This window comes from Aeromonas dhakensis, assembly GCF_002285935.1.
GTDB lineage: Bacteria > Pseudomonadota > Gammaproteobacteria > Enterobacterales > Aeromonadaceae > Aeromonas > Aeromonas dhakensis.
In genome coordinates, this window is record NZ_CP023141.1 from 1,693,281 (window position 1) to 1,709,609 (window position 16,329).

The following is a 16,329-nucleotide window of genomic DNA, read 5'->3' on the forward strand; positions in this document are numbered from 1 at the left end:
CTCGTCGATGGGGGCTTTTTTTATACCTGTGTCACGTCCTGAATATGGTTTACACCTTCTTTCCCGAATAAATGGAGCTTCTGATGGGATAAGGTGTGAAACGAACACAGCTCGATTACTTGCTGACTTTTAAACTGGCGCTGGTCGAACAGATTGAAAAAGGCGAGCTCACCTACAAACAGGCACAGTCGCATTACGGCATTCAGGATCGCTCCACCGTTCTGGTATGGTTGCGTAAACATGGTCGGAAGGATTAGAACCAAGGGGCTTCTGTGCTAGCCGGCAGGAGTATCACCATGCCTGACCCCGACAACCTGACGCCTGAACAGCGTATCAAGGAGCTCGAGCAGCAGCTGGCGCAGATGAGCCAGAAGGCCCAGTTCTTTGAGGCAGTTGTCGATGTACTGAAGAATGACTACGGCGTTTCTATCGTAAAAAGCGACCCGGCAGATCCTCTCGCAGCAGCAAGCCAACAGGCTGACCATCGTCAGGGTTTGTAGTGGCCTAATCATCCCCGATGCGGCGCATCAAGCGGCTGAGTAACAAAAAGTTAGCTGAAAATGTATAAACCTCTTTCAGAACTATGCATGCAATAGAACTGGGTGAACCCCTTGTTTCCTTTCCGAGTTGACCTGGAATAGTAAGTCTTGAGATGAATAATTACTGACAGGCTTGAAGAGAGCATGGGCGCGAGCGGGGTCTCGCTTTTTTTAATCAAGTTCAGCCATCATCTGGCCGACATAGGATAAGAATACGGGTCGTGTTGGGATTCTGACCCTTCTATACTATGGCGAGACTCGGGCAACGGACGTAAGGGCTTTATATGGCGAGCATATTGGATTCGGTGGATCAGCGTACCCAGTTGGTAGGGGAGAACCGCCTGGAGCTGTTGATGTTCCGTTTGGGATCCCAGCAGCTGTTTGCGATCAACGTGTTCAAAGTACGGGAAGTGGTCAAGCTGCCTCACCTCAACAAGATGCCCGGTGCACACCACAACATCAGCGGGGTGGCCAACATCCGTGGCACCTCCATTCCGGTGATCAACCTGCGCAGCGCCATCGGCATGCGCCCCATGCCCATCGATGCCGAATCCAACCTCATCATCACCGAGTACAACCGCACCATTCAGGGCTTTCTGGTCGGCCAGGTGGCCAACATCGTCAACATGACCTGGAAGGACATACTGCCGCCACCGCGCTCGGCCGGACGGGCGAACTACCTGACCGCCATCACCCGCATTCCGGAGGACGGTGTCGACCAGATCGTCGAGATCATCGACGTGGAGAAGGTGCTGGCCGAGATCATCACCTACGACATCCGCATCTCGGAAGAGGTGCTGGATCGGGATATCCTGCCGGAAATGCACGGCCGCAAGGTGCTCATCGTCGACGACTCCAGCACGGCTCGCAACCTGGTGCGCGAGACCCTCGGCCAGCTGGGACTGGAGGTGATCGAATGCCAGGATGGTTTGCAGGCGCTCAACCTGCTCAAGGGGTGGTGCGATGCGGGCAAGAAGGTGACCGACGAGATCCTGCTGATGATCACCGATGCTGAGATGCCGGAGATGGACGGCTACCGGCTGACCCACGAAATTCGCAGCGATGCCCGCATGTCCGATCTCTTTATCACCCTCAACACCTCTTTGAGTGGCAACTTCAACGAGGCCATGGTCAAGAAGGTGGGCTGCGATCGCTTCATCTCCAAGTTCCAGCCAGACTTGCTGGTTGGCGTGGCTCAGGAGCGGCTGCGCCAGATCCTGGAGCGCTGATTCAGGAGCAATAAAAAATCCCGCCAAGGCGGGATTTTTTATTGGGCCGTTAGACCCGGATGGCGGACGAGGCGCCATGGCAGACTCATTGGGTCAGCAGCGGCTCGATGAAGCTGGCCACCCGGTCGCGGATCTGCGGCTGAGCGGCGGCGGTGGGGTGGATGCCATCGTTCATCATGAGTTCAGGGCGCAGCGCAATATCATCCATGAAGAAGGGCATCAGCGGCAGCTGATTGGCGCTGGCCAGTTCCGGGAAGATCTGCTCGAACTGGCGCAGGTAGCGGGCGCCGTAGTTGCGGGGCAGCTGGATCTGGGTCAACACTGTTTTTACCTGTTGCGCCTTGGTCAGCTCCACCATTTTGGTGAGATTGTCCCGGGTGATGGCCGGTGCGAACCCGCGTAGCCCATCGTTGCCACCCAGTTCGATCAGCACCCAGTCCGGTTGATGTTCCTTGAGCAGGGCGGGTAATCTGGCCAGCGCCCCTTGCGTAGTTTCACCACTGATGCTGGCATTGATAAGCTGATGTTTACCCCCCTGCTGCTGCCATTTCTGATTGAGCAGGGCAGGCCAGCTCTGCTCCGCCGGCATCTGATAACCCGCACTCAGGCTGTCGCCCAGCACCAGCAAGGTCTGGGCCTGCACCGATGACACCAGGCAGCACAAGGCAAACAGGAAACGCGTCATGAATTCAACTCCCATTATCAACGTCAAGGGCCTGGGCAAGACAGTGCGCCTGGGCCAGGAAAGCCTCACCATCCTTGAAGGGATCGACCTGCAAGTCAATAGCGGCGAAACGGTGGCGCTGGTCGGTGCCTCCGGCTCCGGCAAGTCCACTCTGCTGGGGCTGCTGGCCGGGCTCGATCTGCCGAGCCAGGGGGATATCGAGATCCTCGGCCAGTCGCTGCTGAAGCTGGACGAGGAGGGGCGTGCCCGACTGCGGGCCGAGCAGGTGGGGTTCATCTTCCAGTCTTTCCTGCTGTTGCCCACCCTGAGTGCGCTGGAGAACGTCATGCTGCCCGCCGAGCTGCGCGGCGAGACCCGCTGCGAGCCGCGGGCCCGCGAGTTGCTGGCGGCGGTCGGCCTAAGTGAACGGCTGCACCATCTGCCACCGCGTCTCTCCGGCGGCGAGCAGCAGCGGGTCGCCATTGCCCGCGCCTTCATGACGAAGCCCAGCCTGCTGCTGGCCGACGAGCCTACCGGCAACCTCGACAGCAAGACCGGGGAGCGGGTGATCGAACTGCTGTTCGAGCTCAACCGCGAACACGGCACCACGCTCGTGGTGGTGACCCATGATCACGACCTGGCCAGGCGCTGCCAGCGGCAGCTGGTGATGGCGGCAGGGCGACTGGAGGCGGCTGCGCCAGCATCCGAAGACGCCTCTGCAGCAAGAGTCGGGGAGCTGTGATGAATCAGTGGCGACTGGGATTGCGCCTGTTGCGGCGCGAAGGATTCAACGGCGAACTGCGCTGGTTCGTGCTGGCGCTGGCGCTGAGCGTGGCCTGTGTGCTGAGCGTGGCCCTGGTGGCGGATCGGCTGGATGCCGGGCTCAAAGCCTCGGGGCGAGACTTTATCGGTGCCGACCGGGCGCTGCGCTCGGCCACGCCGGCGCCGGCCGGCTGGCTCGAACAGGCGGTCAAAACGGGTCTGGCGGTGCAGACCACGGTCAGCTTCAACAGCATGCTGTTTCATGGGGATGCCCTGCAGCTGGCCTCCATCCGCGCCGTGCCTGAGGATTTCCCCTTCTACGGCAAGCTGGAGCTGAGCCCGCAACGGGCACCGGCGCCTGGCGAGATCTGGCTCTCCGCCCGGGTGATGCAGCTGCTGGCGGCCAAGCCGGGGGATGAGCTGGAAGTAGGCAATACGGTGCTCAAGGTGGCGGGAGTGCTGGGTCAGGAGCCGGATCAGGGCTTCAGTCCCTTCCTGCTGGCGCCGAGGGCGTTGATCCACAGCGCCGATGTAGAGGCGACCGGCGCCCTGCTGCCGGGCAGCCGCCAGCAGTGGCGCTACCTGTTCAAGGGCACCCGCGAGCAGGTGGCCGAGTATGAACGCTGGCTCAAGCCCAGACTCAAGGCGGGGCAGAAGCTGATCAAGCCGGATGACCAGGGCTCCCAGGTGGGCCGCTCGCTGGCCAATGCCGAGCGCTTCTTCCGGCTCGCCTCCCTGGCCGGGGTACTGCTGGGGGCGCTGGCCATGGGCATCGCGGTCCGTCACTTCGCCGAGCGCCAGACCAACATGGTGGCGCTGCTCAAGACGCTCGGCGCGTCGCGGCGCACGCTCTGGCAACTGATGGGCACCCTGCTGCTGTCGCTGACCCTGGCGGGCGCCCTGCTCGGTCTGGTGGCGGGCAGCGCCATGCAGTGGCTGACCCTGCATCTGCTGGGCAACCTGCTGCCGGCCGATCTGCCGCCGCCGTCGTGGCGCCCCTTTGCGCTGGGGCTGGCAGTGGCCTTCTTCATCACCCTGCTGCTGGCCTTCGTGCCCTTCCTGCGCCTGCTCAGGGTGCCGCCGCTGAGGGTGCTGCGCCGCGAGCTGGAGGCGGGGATCCCGCCCTGGCTGGCGCTGCCGGTGGCGCTGCTCGGCCTGTTTGGGCTGGTGTGGGGCTTCACCGCCGACGCGACCCTGGCGTTGGGGCTGATCGGCGGCATGGGTCTGTTGATGGGGCTGCTGGCGGTGATCGCCTCCCTGCTGTTGCGACTGGGGTGCCGGGTACAGGGCCCTCACGCGCTGCGGCTGGCCATCAGCCACCTTTCCCGCGAGCGGGGCAGTGGTCTGTTCCAGCTGGCGGGCTTTGCGCTGGCACTCATGCTGTTCGGTCTGCTTTGGGCGGCGCGGGTCGACCTGCTCGGCGAGTTTTCGGCCCGGCTGCCGGCTGATGCCCCCAACCGCTTCCTGGTCAACGTGGCGGACGGGGAGCGGGAGGGGATCCTGGCCGATCTGCGCCAGGCGGGGGCCGTGACTTCGGACTTCTACCCCATGGTCCGTGGCCGGCTGGTCAGCATCGCCAGCGAGGTGGTGCGCGACACGGATGAAGATGGCCGCGAGGGGGTCAATCGCGAGCTCAACTTCACTACCACCGCCACCCTGCCGCCGGACAACACCCTGACCGCAGGACGCTGGCTGGACGGCCCCGGCCAGGTATCGGTGGACAAGGATCTGGCCAAGCGACTCGACATCGCTCTTGGCGACACCCTGGGCTTTACCATCGAGGGGCGCAGCTTCAAGGCGAAGGTGACCAGCCTGCGGGCCATCAAGTGGGACAACATGCGCCCCAACTTCTACATGATCTTCTCGCCGGACGTGCTGGCCCCCTTCTCCCAGACCTGGCTCGGCAGCTATCGTCTGCCGGAGCAGGGGCGGGTGGCCGAAGTGGAGCTGATCCGCCGGCACCCCACGGTGAGCCTGATCGATGTGGACGATTTGATCGTGCGGCTGACGGCGGTGTCGGATCAGGTGAGCCGGGCGCTGGGGCTGATGCTGGGGCTGGTGACGGTGGCGGCGCTGCTGGTGCTGCTGACCCAGACCCAAGCCAGCATGGCCCACCGGCGCCGGGAGCTGCTGCTGATGCGCACCCTGGGGGCCGGCAGCGAGCTGCTCAGGAAGATGCTGCGCTGGGAGCTGGTTGCCAGCGGCCTGCTGGCGGGGCTGTGCGCCGCCATGGTGGTCGAGCTATGCTCCTTCGGCCTGCAGTGGTGGTGGTTCGAGGGGCAGTGGCAGTTCCACTGGGCTATCTGGGCGGGTCTGCCGTTGCTGGGGGCCGTGCTGGTGACGCTGGCCGGACAGGGCATGCAGCGCCAACTGCTGGCGGGCACCCTGAGCGATCGGCTGCGGGGACTGGGGCAGGGCCTGCTCTGAGCACCAGATCCTGCGCGGATGCCGCGAGGCACAACAACAATCAGCCCGGCCAATGGCCGGGCTGATTGTTATCCGGTTGGCTGAAGAGCCCGGTCAGCGGGCTGTGCTGAGCAGATTGGCAAGGGCCTGGGGCAGTTCCGGGTAGGTGAAGTGGAAGCCGGCCTGCTGCAGACGGGTCGGCAGCACCCTCTGGCCGGTGAGCAGCAGATCGGCCGCCTCGCCCATCAGCAGTTGCAACAGGGGGGCTGGCACGAAGAAGAGGTGCGGCCGGTGCAGGGTGCCGGCTAGAGTCTGGCTGAACTCGCGGTTGCTGACCGGCTGCGGCGCCGTGCCGTTGAAGAGGCCGTCGCACTCCTCGTGATCCAGCAGGAACAGGATGGCGCGCACCAGATCCTGAATGTGGATCCAGCTCATGATCTGGTTTCCCGTGCCCATGGGGCCGCCGAGGCCGATGCGATAGGGAGGCAGCATTCTGGGCAGGGCGCCGCCGTCGGTGCCGAGCACCAGCCCGATGCGCACGATGCAGACCCGGGTATGCTTGCTGCGGGCCTCGCGGGCCAGGGTTTCCCACTGCTGACAGAGCTGATGGGTGAATTCGTCGTGAGGGGTCTGGCACTGTTCGTCCAGCGGCGCATCGCCCTGGCGGCCATACCAGCCGATGGCGGAGGCGTTGATCAGCACCCTGGGCGGGGTGTCGGAGAGCTTGATGAGATCGACCAGCTGCTCGGTCAGCAGCCAGCGGCTGTCGCAGAGTTGCTGCTTGCGCCGCTCGCTCCAGCGGCCGGCGGCGATGGGCTCTCCCGCCAGGTTGATGACCCCATCCACGTCGTTGAGGTTGTCGAGCCGGTCCAGGGTATCGATCAGCTTGACGTCGTGGCCGAGCAGATCGTAGGCGCGGCTGCCCTGGCGGGTCAGCACCAGCACCTCGTGCGCCACCTTGAGGTGGGCCACCAGGCGGCGACCGATAAAGCCCGTCCCGCCCGTGATCAATATTTTCATATCCAGACTCCCTGACGCTGTTGGCTCTACTCTAGTGGGCCTGCGCAAGATGAACAAGCAACTGTTTTTGCAAAGATTATAATCGTCACTGCAGACGTGGGCGGCGCTCACCCAGGGTGTGAGCCGTCATGCCGCCTGCCCTGACGGGGCGCCTTGCCCTGTTGTCCAATGCATCAGAAGATGCTTGTCAGGAAAGGGGATAGGAGTAGACTCGTCCGCCTTTTCACCGTTGCAGCGAGGGGATTATGCCGTTTCGTCGTTTGAGGTTGCGCCAGTTTTATACCCGGCTGGGGGCGGCACTGCTGACCGGCCTGCTGCCCCTGCTGCTCGGCGTGTTGATCGTCTCCTGGCAGACCTTTGCCGGCATGAAACAGGATGCCGAAGAGCGCCTGCTCCATGCTCGCAACATGCTGGAGCGCACCCTGGATCATGCTCACCAGGCGGCCGCCATGGTAGAAGGCAGCGTCGGGCGCCCCTGCGAGGAGGTGGTGCAGGGGCTGCGGGATCAGGTGGCCACCATACCGGACGTGCGCACCGTCAACCTGGCCAGGGGGGAAGTGGTTTACTGCACCTCGCTTTATGGCTCCTATCATGGTCCCTTCAAGCTGGCCGACTACGCCAACGGCCAGCTGGATCTGATGCGGGGCAACCCGGTGACCCCGGATCGGCCTCTGGTGGTCTATCGCCAGCCGGTGGGGGAGTACAGCGTGCTGGTCGGAGTCGACGGTTACTATCTGCACAACATCCTCGACATGCTCAGCCGCAACTCGCCGCTGACCCTGGTGATCGGGGCGCAGAGCATGCTGGCCAACGGCCAGATCCATGACGAGGTGCCGCCCGTGGTGCTGGGCTCGCTGGAGCAGGTCTCCGGCAAGTACCCGTTTCGGGTCGTCACCGAGCTCTCCTATGGCGAGTACGGCAGCCATATTTGGACCTACTCCCGCGCCAGCCTCATCATCTATCCCCTGCTGGGGCTGGTGGTGGGCTGTCTGGTCTACTGGCTGACCGGCCGCTCGACCTCACCCTCCCAGGAGCTGCGACGAGCGCTGGATCAGCGGGAGTTCATCCCCTACCTGCAGCCGGTGGTGACCGGTGACGACGCCCACTGGAGCGGCTGCGAGGTGCTGATGCGCTGGCAGCATCCGCGTCAGGGCCTCATCTCGCCGGATCGCTTCATCCCGCTGGCCGAAGACAGCGGCCTCATCGTGCCCATGACCCGCCTGCTGATGGAGCAGGTGCGCGAACAGTTCGCAGGCCGAGTGCACAGCCTGCCCAGAGGGTTCCACTTCGGCTTCAACATCAGCGCCAGTCACTGCAAGGATCTGAGCCTGGTGGAGGATTGTCGCCAGTTCATCAATGCGTTTCGGGAGAACCCCGTCAAGCTGGTGCTGGAGCTGACCGAGCGGGAGCTGATCGTGGCGGACGAGACGACCGACCGGCTGTTTGCCGAGCTGCATCAGCTGGGCGTCTTCATCGCTATCGACGACTTCGGCACCGGCCACTCCAGCCTCACCTACCTGCAGCAGTTCCAGGTGGACTTTCTCAAGATTGATCAGAGCTTCGTCGGCATGATCGGCTCGGATGCCCTCTCCAGCCATATCGTCGAGAACGTCATCGATCTGGCGACCCGGCTCGGTCTGCAACTGGTGGCCGAAGGGGTGGAGAACGAGGTGCAGGCCGCCTATCTGCGGGCGCGTCAGGTGACCTTCCTGCAGGGTTATTTCTTTGGCCGGCCGATGCCGATGAAGGAGTTTGCCGCCCTGCTGACGAAGGCCTGAGCCAGCCCGCCACCCATAAAAAAACCAGCGACCTTGGTCGCTGGTTTTTTTTCATCCCGAGGCCTGTCAGAGCATGCGGGCGAGGGCGCGGCACAGACGCTTGACCCCCTCCTCTATGGTGGCTTCATCCACGCAGGAGAAGCTCAGGCGCAGGGTGTTCTGGATCTCGGGGCGCACATAGAAAGGGGCGCCCGGTACGAAGGCCACCTTCTCCTTGATCGCCTCGTCAAACAGCGCCATGGCGCTGACGCTGGCGGGCAGGGTCAGCCAGAGGAACATGCCCCCTTCCGGCCGGGTATAGCTGACGCCGGGCGGGCAGTGACGGGCCAGGGCGGCCTCCATGGCGGCGCGCTGGCGGCCATAGACCTCCTTGATCTTCTCTAGGTGGGCGTCCAGCGAGTTGTCGATCAGGAAGCGGTGCAGCACTTGCTGGCTGAAGGCGTTGCTGTGCAGGTCGGTCGCCTGCTTGGCGATGGTAACCTTCTTGCGCAGCCAGTCCGGCACCAGCATCCAGCCGAGGCGGAAGGCCGGAACGACGGTTTTGGAGAAGGAGCCGAGCAGCACGGTATTGTTCGGCGCCAGCTTGGCGATGGGGGGCAGGTGCTCGCCCTCGAAGCGCAGCTCGCCGTAGGGGTCGTCTTCCACCATCAGCAGCTCGTGGCGTACCAGCCGCTCGGCCAGCGCCTCGCGATTGGCGCGGCTGTAGGAGACGCCGCTCGGGTTCTGGAAGTTGGGCACGCCGTACAGCAGCTTGGCGTTGGAGCCGCTCGCCAGCAGCGCATCCAGCGCCGCCAGATCCAGCCCTTCTTCACCGAGGGTGATGGGCTTGAAGGCAGGTTGATAGACGGAGAAGGCCTGGATGGCGCCAAGATAGCCCGGCTCCTCGATGATGAGGTCTTGTCCCTCGTCGATCAGCACCTTGCCCAGCAGATCCAGCGCCTGCTGGGAGCCGCTGGTGATGAGGATGTTGTCCGGATTGACCTGCATGCCGTGGCGGGCCAGATAGCGGTCGGCGATGTACTGGCGCAGCGGGGCGAAGCCCTCGGTGGCCGCATACTGCAGGGCCGCGGCGCCCTGCTCGCGCAGCACGTCCTGGCAGGCCTGCTCGATGGCCTTGACCGGGAACAGGTGCGGATTGGGCAGGCCGCCGGCGAAGGAGATGATCTCCGGATTGGCGGCAACTTTGAGGATCTCGCGGATGAAGGAAGGTTCTACCTTCTCGAAGCGCTGGGCAAAAAAGGGCTGCATAGGATTCTCTCTGGCGTGGTGAGCGGTCGCTCCATTCGACCGCCAAGTTATCCGTTTGTATCAGATTTAAAAAATGAGGCAATGGCTGTAACAAAAATCGATAAAAAAGGGCAGGTTTGGCACCTGCCCGAATTTTATCGGCCGGGGAAGGCCGCGAGGCGTAAAAGCCCCGGTTCAGCGGCGAGATGGCAGGGTTACAGACCCGGCTCCCTGAGGAAGCGGAGCATCAGCTCGGTGTTGGCACCGAGTTGCTGCTGCACCCGGCCCGGGAACAGCTCGGCCATCTTGTCGAGGCGGTCATACTGGGTATGCCAGATCTTGCCCCACTGGGTTTCGCTGCCCCGATCGCAGGCGCTCTTGGTGGCCTCGTCGTAGCAGTCCCACAGCGCCGGATTGGTGGTCTGGGAGTAGCCGTCATAGCCATCTTCCCCGTTGATGGTGAAGTTGGTGGCCTCCACGTAGGCGATGGGCACTCCGAGGCAGGCGAACGGCGCATGATCGGACCAGCCGCCGGTCTCCCCCTCAGGGTAGCCATCATAGCTGGGATGAATGGCAAACGGGGTGGCGGTCTGTTTGGAGATGGTCAGCAGGCGATCCCGTACCTTGGGATCGAAGCTGTAGCGGCTCGGGTCGGCACACTTGTACTTGGCCACGTTGGAATGGGCCGAGTGAACGTAGACAAGGTCGCCCCCGGCGATGGTGTCGTAGTTCACCATGGCCAGCAGCTTGGCAACTGCGGCGCTGTCGAGGCTGGCGGCATAGGCCTTGGAGCCGTTGAGGCCGTTCTCCTCGGCACCAAAGAAGGCGAAGCGTACCGTGTAGGGCAGGGTCTGCCCCTTGAGCGCTTCGGCGACCGCCAAGAGGGCAGCGACCCCGGCACCGTTGTCGGTGGCTCCCTCGGAGCCCTGCTTGTCGCCTGTGCTGTCATAGTGGGCACCGATCAGGATCACCTTGTCGCTCTTGCCCTTGAGCTCGGCGACCAGGTTCTGGGAGGCCTTGCTGGTTCCGCTCTGGGTGTAGGTGAAGGGCTGGCGTTGCACCTCGTAGCCCCAGCCGGCCAGATGGTCCTGGATCCAGGCGGCGGCACGGGTCTCGGCCTCGCTGCCGGTGGGTCTGGCGCCGATCCCCTCGGCGGTGGAGCTCAGCTGCACCAGGTACTCATAGGCCTGCTCGGCGGCGGAGGGGGCCTGTGAATCGTTGCTGGAGGTGTTGCACCCGGCCAGCAGGGCTGTGATGGCAAACGCCAATGCTGTGTGTTTCATACTGCAATCCTTTGTTGTGTATGGTTTTATTTGCGCAGGTCAGGATGCGCCCGAGCCCCGGCAGATTCTGTGAACGGGGTGGCATTTGTCAATCGCGGTGGCGGAATTGGTCTGTGTCGGGGGATTTGTTGCGTGAAACACTTGCGCCTTGGGCCTATCTTGGGATAATTCGCTACCCTGTTTCGCCAAGCGATGAAATGACGAGCAATTTCGCGTTCATCGGCGAGGTGGAGCGATGAAACAACGAGCAATTCATCTCGGTCGTCTGTGACCAGCACGACGAGATAGCTAGCAATCCATTTATGTCGTCTGTGACCCAGACCGATGCAATAAACGAGCAATTTGATTATGCCTGTGACCCAAGATGTATTTAACGAAGACGGCAAGTTCATGCGCAAGATCCGCAGCTTTGTCCGTCGCGAAGGCCGCCTGACCAAAGGGCAGGAGAAGGCTCTGGAGGAGCTGTGGCCGGTCATGGGCATCGATTTCGCACCGGAGCCGCTCGATCTGGTTGCCCTGTTTGGCCGCGAGGCCCCGGTGGTGCTGGAGATCGGTTTTGGCATGGGGGCCTCCCTGGTGGAGATGGCCAAGAATGCCCCCGAGAAGAACTTCGTCGGCATCGAAGTGCACTCGCCGGGTGTCGGTGCTTGCCTGGGCACTGCCCAGGAGGCGGGGGTTACCAATCTGAAGGTGATCTGCCACGACGCGGTCGAGGTGCTGGAGCACATGATCCCGAACGGCTCGCTCGCCTGCCTGCAGCTGTTCTTCCCGGACCCCTGGCACAAGAGCCGCCACCACAAGCGCCGCATCGTCCAGCCGGCCTTTGCCCAGGACATTCGCCAGAAGCTGGCCATCGGTGGCGTGTTCCACATGGCCACCGACTGGGAGAACTACGCCGAGCACATGCTGGAAGTGATGAGCGCCGCTGAGGGGTACGAAAACACCTCCGCCACCGGTAACTGGGTGGCGCGTCCGGACTGGCGTCCGCTGACCAAATTCGAACAACGTGGCCATCGTCTCGGTCACGGGGTGTGGGATCTGATTTTCAAACGTGTCAACTAACTGAAGGAGCTATCATGGCCAATCGTAGCCGCCGCCTGCGCAAGAAACTGCGCGTCGATGAATTCCAGGAAATGGGCTTCGACATCAGTTTCAACTTCCCGGTCGGCACTGCCGAAGAGACCATCGATGCCGTAGTCGATGCGATGATCGATGAAGTGATCGAACCCCGCAAACTGGCCTTCGCCGGTTCTGGCCACCTGGCTTGGGAAGGGATGATCTGCACCCAGCAGCTGGGCAAGTGCAGCGAAGAAGACCGCGCCGCCGTCAAAACCTGGCTGGAAGGCAAGGGGATGGAAGCCGTGGTGGTTTCCGAGCTGTTCGACCTCTGGTACGGCGAACCCGCCTGATATCAGGCCGGCTGTGGCAGGCGCCCCGGTTCGACAGCCTGCGACAGCAGATAGACAAGTCCCGCCGCTGGCGGGATTTTTGTCGGTGGTGATGGGATCTCCACGTTAGTTATGGAATCGCTTATGGTGTTGTCATCCGAATTACTGGCCAGCATCCTGGATGAGGTGCGCCCGCTGCTCGGACAGGGCAAGGTGGCCGACTATATTCCCGCACTGGCCCAGGTGCCGGCCGATCGGCTCGGGATCGCCGTCTGTACCGTCGAAGGGGAGCTGTTCACCGCAGGTGACGCCCTTGAACCCTTCTCCATCCAGAGTATCTCCAAGGCCTTGAGCCTGACCCTGGCGCTCACCCTCTATCAGGAAGAGGAGATCTGGGCCCGGGTCGGCAAGGAGCCCTCAGGTCAGCCCTTCAACTCCCTGGTGCAGCTCGAGTTCGAACAGGGCATTCCCCGCAACCCCTTCATCAACGCCGGTGCCCTGGTGGTGAGCGATCTGCTGGAGACCCGCCTCACCGCCCCGCGTCAGCGCACCCTGGAGCTGGTCCGCCGCCTCTCGGGCAACCCCGCCATCATGGCGGATCAGGTAGTGGCCCGCTCCGAATATCAGCACTCTGCCCGCAATGCAGCCATCGCCTATCTGATGAAGGCCTATGGCAACTTCGAGAACGAAGTGGACAAGGTGCTGCAGAGCTACTTCAATGCCTGTGCCATCCGCATGAGTTGCGTCGATCTGGCGCGGGCTTTCATCTATCTGGCCAACCGCGGCGTGCCGCTTGGAGAAAGCTCCCCGCTGCTGCCGGCCCGCACCACCAAGCAGGTCAACGCCCTGCTCGCCACCTGCGGCCTCTATGACGAGGCGGGGGATTTCGCCTATCGGGTCGGCATGCCGGGCAAGTCGGGGGTCGGTGGCGGCATCATCGCCCTCATCCCGGGGGAGTTGTGCGTCTGTGTCTGGTCGCCCGAGCTCAACAAGGCGGGCAATTCGCTGGCGGGCACGGCGGCGCTGGAACTGCTGGCCGAGCGTCTGGGCCGTTCCATTTTTTAATCTTGTCACTCTGAATCGAGAGATCACCATGAAACGAATAATGAGCTTGTTACGGGCCACCCTGGCGACCTTGTTGCTCTGGCATGCCCTGCCGACCCTGGCAGCCGAGCTGCCACCGCTCTCGCTGGCTGACGCCAAGGCCAAGGCGGCGGTCATTCTGGATACCCGCGCCAGCTACTTCTACCAGGGTTGGCCGATGGAGGGCGAGCAGCAGGGCGGCCACGTGGCCGGTGCCGAGAACCTCTCCGCCGACTGGAAATACAGCGATGCCGAGTGGCCGGCCGCGCTGGCGACCAAGGGGCTGCAGGCCGACCGGCCGGTGGCGCTCTACGGCGCGCCGCGCGAGGTGGCCGAAGTGGCCCGCCTGCTGCGCCAGCAGGGTATCAAGCAGCTGTTCGAGCTGCAGGGCTGGAAAAGTGCGCCGCGCGAGCATCTGGCCCGCTGGCAGCAGCTGGTCCATCCGCGCTGGTTGGCCGACCTGCAGGAGGGCAAGCCGGTGGTGGCTGCGCCCAAGGGCGACTGGAAGCTGTTCGAGGTGGCGTGGGGTTCACCCAAGGCCTATCTGCTGAGCCACATACCGGGGGCCGGCTACATCGACACCAACCGGCTGGAAGAGGAGCCGCTGTGGAACAAGGTCTCTGACGAGGCGCTCAAGAAGCTGCTGCTGGAGAACGGCATCCGTCACGACACCACCGTCATCCTCTACGGTCGCAACACCATGGCGGCGGCCCGTGCGGCCCACCTGATGATGTATGCGGGCGTCGAGGACGTGCGACTGCTGGACGGCGGCCTGGATGCCTGGTTCGTGCAGCACCTGCGCACCGAGACCGGGCTGGCCAACACCTTCAAGCCGGCCAAGGAGTTTGGCGTCGCCATCCCGGCTCATCCCGAGTACTACACCACCCTGAGTCAGGCCAAGGCGCTGCTCAAGCAGCCCGACGGCGCTCTGGTCAGCGTGCGCACCTGGGACGAGTTCGTAGGCAACACCTCCGGCTACAGCTACATCAAGCCGAAGGGCGACATTCCGGGCGCCAAGTGGGGTCGTGGCGGGGTGGATGCCAACAGCATGAGCGACTTCCACAACCCGGACGGCACCATGAAGCCGGCCCGCGAGATCCTCGCCATGTGGGACGAGTGGAACATAGAGCCGACTCAGCAGGCCGCCTTCTACTGCGGGACCGGCTGGCGCGCCTCAGAGGCGTTCTTCTACGCCTGGCTGATGGACTGGAAGCGGATCAGCGTCTACGACGGCGGCTGGTACGAGTGGAGCGCCGATCCCAAGAACCCCATCGTGACTGGCGATCGCAAGCCCGCCAAGTAATCGACGACGATGACAAAACAGGCCGGACCCATGTCCGGCCTTTTTGTTGCCGCATTCGTAGCTCGGGCGAGGGGACACTACACTTTTTGCGAAGGGATATCAGATCGACGTGAGGAGTGACTGATGAAACGGATATGGATAGGCCTGCTGGTCGCGGGCGTGCTGGGACAGGGGGCGATGGCCGCCGAGCGGTCGCGTTATCTGGTGCAGCTCAAGCCGGGGGCGGAGGCGGCCGTACTGGCCCAGAGCCGAGGGATGGGCGGCGAGCTGGCCCTGGCGCTGAAGGAGCAAAATGCCCTGGCACTCTGGTTGCCATCGGCGGCGGCCACGGCGCTGGCGCACAATCCCAACGTGCTCTGGGTTGAGCCGGATGCCAAGCGTTATGTCAGCGCCGAGACCCTGCCCTACGGCATTCCCATGGTGCAGGCGCCGCAACTGAGCGATGCCGCCGCCGGCGAGGTGCTGGTGTGCATCATAGATTCTGGCTACAGCGGCGGCCACCCGGACTTGCCCCACGGCCCCCAGGTGCAGGGTTATGACGATGCCGGTACCGGCAACTGGGACAGCGACGAGAACAGCCATGGCACCCATGTGGCGGGCACCATAGCCGCCGTGGGGGGCAATGATCTGGGCGTGCTCGGGGTGTTGCCAAACCAGAGTGTGCCGCTGCAGATCGTCAAGGTGTTCGGGGCCAACGGCTGGGCCTACTCCTCCAACCTGGTGGGGGCGCTCAATGCCTGCAAGCAGGGGATGAGCAGCCGCGGCTTCACCCGCATGGTCATCAACATGAGCCTGGGGGGCAGCGTACCCAGCAAGACCGAAGAGAGAGCCTTCAACCAGGCCTACAGCCAGAACGTGCTGAGCGTGGCGGCGGCGGGCAATGCGGGCAACACCAGCAAGTCCTATCCCGCCTCCTACAGCAGCGTGGTGAGCGTGGCCGCCATCGATGCCAACAAGCAGCTGGCCTATTTCTCCCAGCGCAACGATCAGGTGGAGCTGGCCGCCCCCGGTGTCTCTGTGCTCTCCACAGTGCCGACCGGGTACGCCTACTACAGCGGCACCTCGATGGCGACGCCACACGTGGTCGGGGTGGCGGCGCTGGTCTGGTCGCAGCGACTGGAGTGCAGCAACGATCAACTGCGCCAGACCCTGCGCAGCAGCGCCCAGGATCTGGGGGCTCTGGGGCGCGACAACAGCTTCGGCTACGGCCTGGTACAGGCGAAGGCGGCGGCAGACAAGCTGGCGCTTGGCTGCGGGTCCGGTACCGGAGGCGGTGGCAGTAGCAAACCGGGTGGGCGAAAGTAGCTGATTCTTGATGTTGATCCCGTTGCGGCAAGGGCGGCAAACGGGCTCATCTGGTTGAGCTAGGCTTCAGTCACCACCCTCGTGGTGAGGGTGAAGCGGGAGGCGAAACAGGCGATGAAGCAACTGATGATGATCCTGGTGTGTGCCCTGGCGCTGGCGGGGTGCAGCTCGCAATACATCATGAGCACCAAGGATGGCAAGATGATCACCACCGACAGCAAACCCAAGCTGGATGAGAGTACCGGCATGTACCGCTACTACGACACCGAGGGGCGGGAGGTGATGATCAAGAAGGATGACGTCACCCAGATCATGGAGCGTTGAGGCTCTGCTCAAGCAACA

The 16,329-nt window shown here is 63.4% G+C and carries 14 protein-coding genes and 1 pseudogene; 11 read left to right on the forward strand and 4 right to left on the reverse strand.

The genetic code is table 11. The features are described from left to right. Positions 1–95: 95 nt before the first annotated feature. Positions 96–507 (forward strand): annotated as a pseudogene (locus tag CK627_RS08315) (IS3 family transposase); the annotation flags it as partial. 316 nt (positions 508–823) lie between these two features. Then, positions 824–1,768: a chemotaxis protein CheV gene (locus CK627_RS08320; protein ID WP_005297781.1), complete on the forward strand. Its 945-nt coding sequence runs from the start codon at positions 824–826 to the stop codon at positions 1,766–1,768. Between the two features lie 85 nt (positions 1,769–1,853). Here the strand turns inward: CK627_RS08320 and CK627_RS08325 are convergent, their stop codons facing one another. Then, entirely contained in the window at positions 1,854–2,453 is a 600-nt protein-coding gene (locus CK627_RS08325; RefSeq protein ID WP_094697761.1) for an arylesterase, read from the reverse strand. Between CK627_RS08325 and CK627_RS08330 the strand changes: the two genes are divergently transcribed. Together CK627_RS08330 and CK627_RS08335 are read left to right on the forward strand one after the other, a co-directional pair. Next, positions 2,452–3,174 (forward strand): ABC transporter ATP-binding protein, encoded by a 723-nt coding sequence (locus CK627_RS08330; protein ID WP_043170380.1) that lies wholly within the window; start codon positions 2,452–2,454, stop codon positions 3,172–3,174. The genes CK627_RS08325 and CK627_RS08330 overlap by 2 nt on opposite strands. Next, the gene (locus CK627_RS08335; protein WP_095592097.1) at positions 3,174–5,621 is read left to right on the forward strand and encodes an ABC transporter permease; all 2,448 of its coding nucleotides are present in this window, start codon (positions 3,174–3,176) and stop codon (positions 5,619–5,621) included. Before CK627_RS08330 ends, CK627_RS08335 begins: the two co-directional genes overlap by 1 nt. A 93-nt stretch (positions 5,622–5,714) precedes the next feature. Here the strand turns inward: CK627_RS08335 and CK627_RS08340 are convergent, their stop codons facing one another. After that, positions 5,715–6,620, reverse strand: coding sequence for a TIGR01777 family oxidoreductase (locus tag CK627_RS08340; protein ID WP_095592098.1), 906 nt, complete (start codon positions 6,618–6,620; stop codon positions 5,715–5,717). A gap of 245 nt (positions 6,621–6,865) precedes the next feature. On the opposite strand from CK627_RS08340, the gene CK627_RS08345 reads away from it, so the two are divergent. Then, on the forward strand, positions 6,866–8,398 hold the full coding sequence (locus CK627_RS08345) for an EAL domain-containing protein (protein WP_095592099.1): 1,533 nt from the start codon (positions 6,866–6,868) through the stop codon (positions 8,396–8,398). Between the two features lie 66 nt (positions 8,399–8,464). Here CK627_RS08345 and CK627_RS08350 read toward each other — a convergent pair whose 3' ends face one another. Further along, on the reverse strand, positions 8,465–9,646 hold the full coding sequence (locus CK627_RS08350) for an aminotransferase-like domain-containing protein (protein WP_005297787.1): 1,182 nt from the start codon (positions 9,644–9,646) through the stop codon (positions 8,465–8,467). Positions 9,647–9,840: 194 nt separating this feature from the next. Further along, complete coding sequence (locus tag CK627_RS08355) at positions 9,841–10,908, reverse strand: M28 family metallopeptidase (RefSeq protein WP_095592100.1); 1,068 nt, start codon at positions 10,906–10,908, stop codon at positions 9,841–9,843. 348 nt (positions 10,909–11,256) lie between these two features. Here CK627_RS08355 and trmB point away from each other — a divergent pair, with 348 nt between their 5' ends. From trmB to CK627_RS08385, 6 genes are all read left to right on the forward strand, one after another. Continuing rightward, positions 11,257–11,970 carry a tRNA (guanosine(46)-N7)-methyltransferase TrmB gene (gene trmB, locus CK627_RS08360; protein ID WP_095592101.1) on the forward strand — a complete coding sequence of 238 codons (714 nt, stop codon included), beginning with the start codon at positions 11,257–11,259 and terminating at the stop codon, positions 11,968–11,970. A gap of 14 nt (positions 11,971–11,984) precedes the next feature. Then, the gene (locus CK627_RS08365) at positions 11,985–12,317 is read left to right on the forward strand and encodes a YggL family protein (RefSeq protein ID WP_005297793.1); all 333 of its coding nucleotides are present in this window, start codon (positions 11,985–11,987) and stop codon (positions 12,315–12,317) included. Between the two features lie 123 nt (positions 12,318–12,440). Further along, entirely contained in the window at positions 12,441–13,361 is a 921-nt protein-coding gene (gene glsB / locus CK627_RS08370; RefSeq protein WP_019839442.1) for a glutaminase B, read from the forward strand. A gap of 28 nt (positions 13,362–13,389) precedes the next feature. Continuing rightward, positions 13,390–14,682 (forward strand): sulfurtransferase, encoded by a 1,293-nt coding sequence (locus CK627_RS08375; protein WP_095592102.1) that lies wholly within the window; start codon positions 13,390–13,392, stop codon positions 14,680–14,682. 123 nt (positions 14,683–14,805) lie between these two features. Then, the gene (locus CK627_RS08380) at positions 14,806–15,987 is read left to right on the forward strand and encodes a S8 family peptidase (RefSeq protein ID WP_017763965.1); all 1,182 of its coding nucleotides are present in this window, start codon (positions 14,806–14,808) and stop codon (positions 15,985–15,987) included. A 114-nt stretch (positions 15,988–16,101) separates the two neighbouring features. Then, positions 16,102–16,311 carry a YgdI/YgdR family lipoprotein gene (locus tag CK627_RS08385; protein ID WP_010632998.1) on the forward strand — a complete coding sequence of 70 codons (210 nt, stop codon included), beginning with the start codon at positions 16,102–16,104 and terminating at the stop codon, positions 16,309–16,311. The last annotated feature ends 18 nt before the right edge of the window (positions 16,312–16,329 follow it).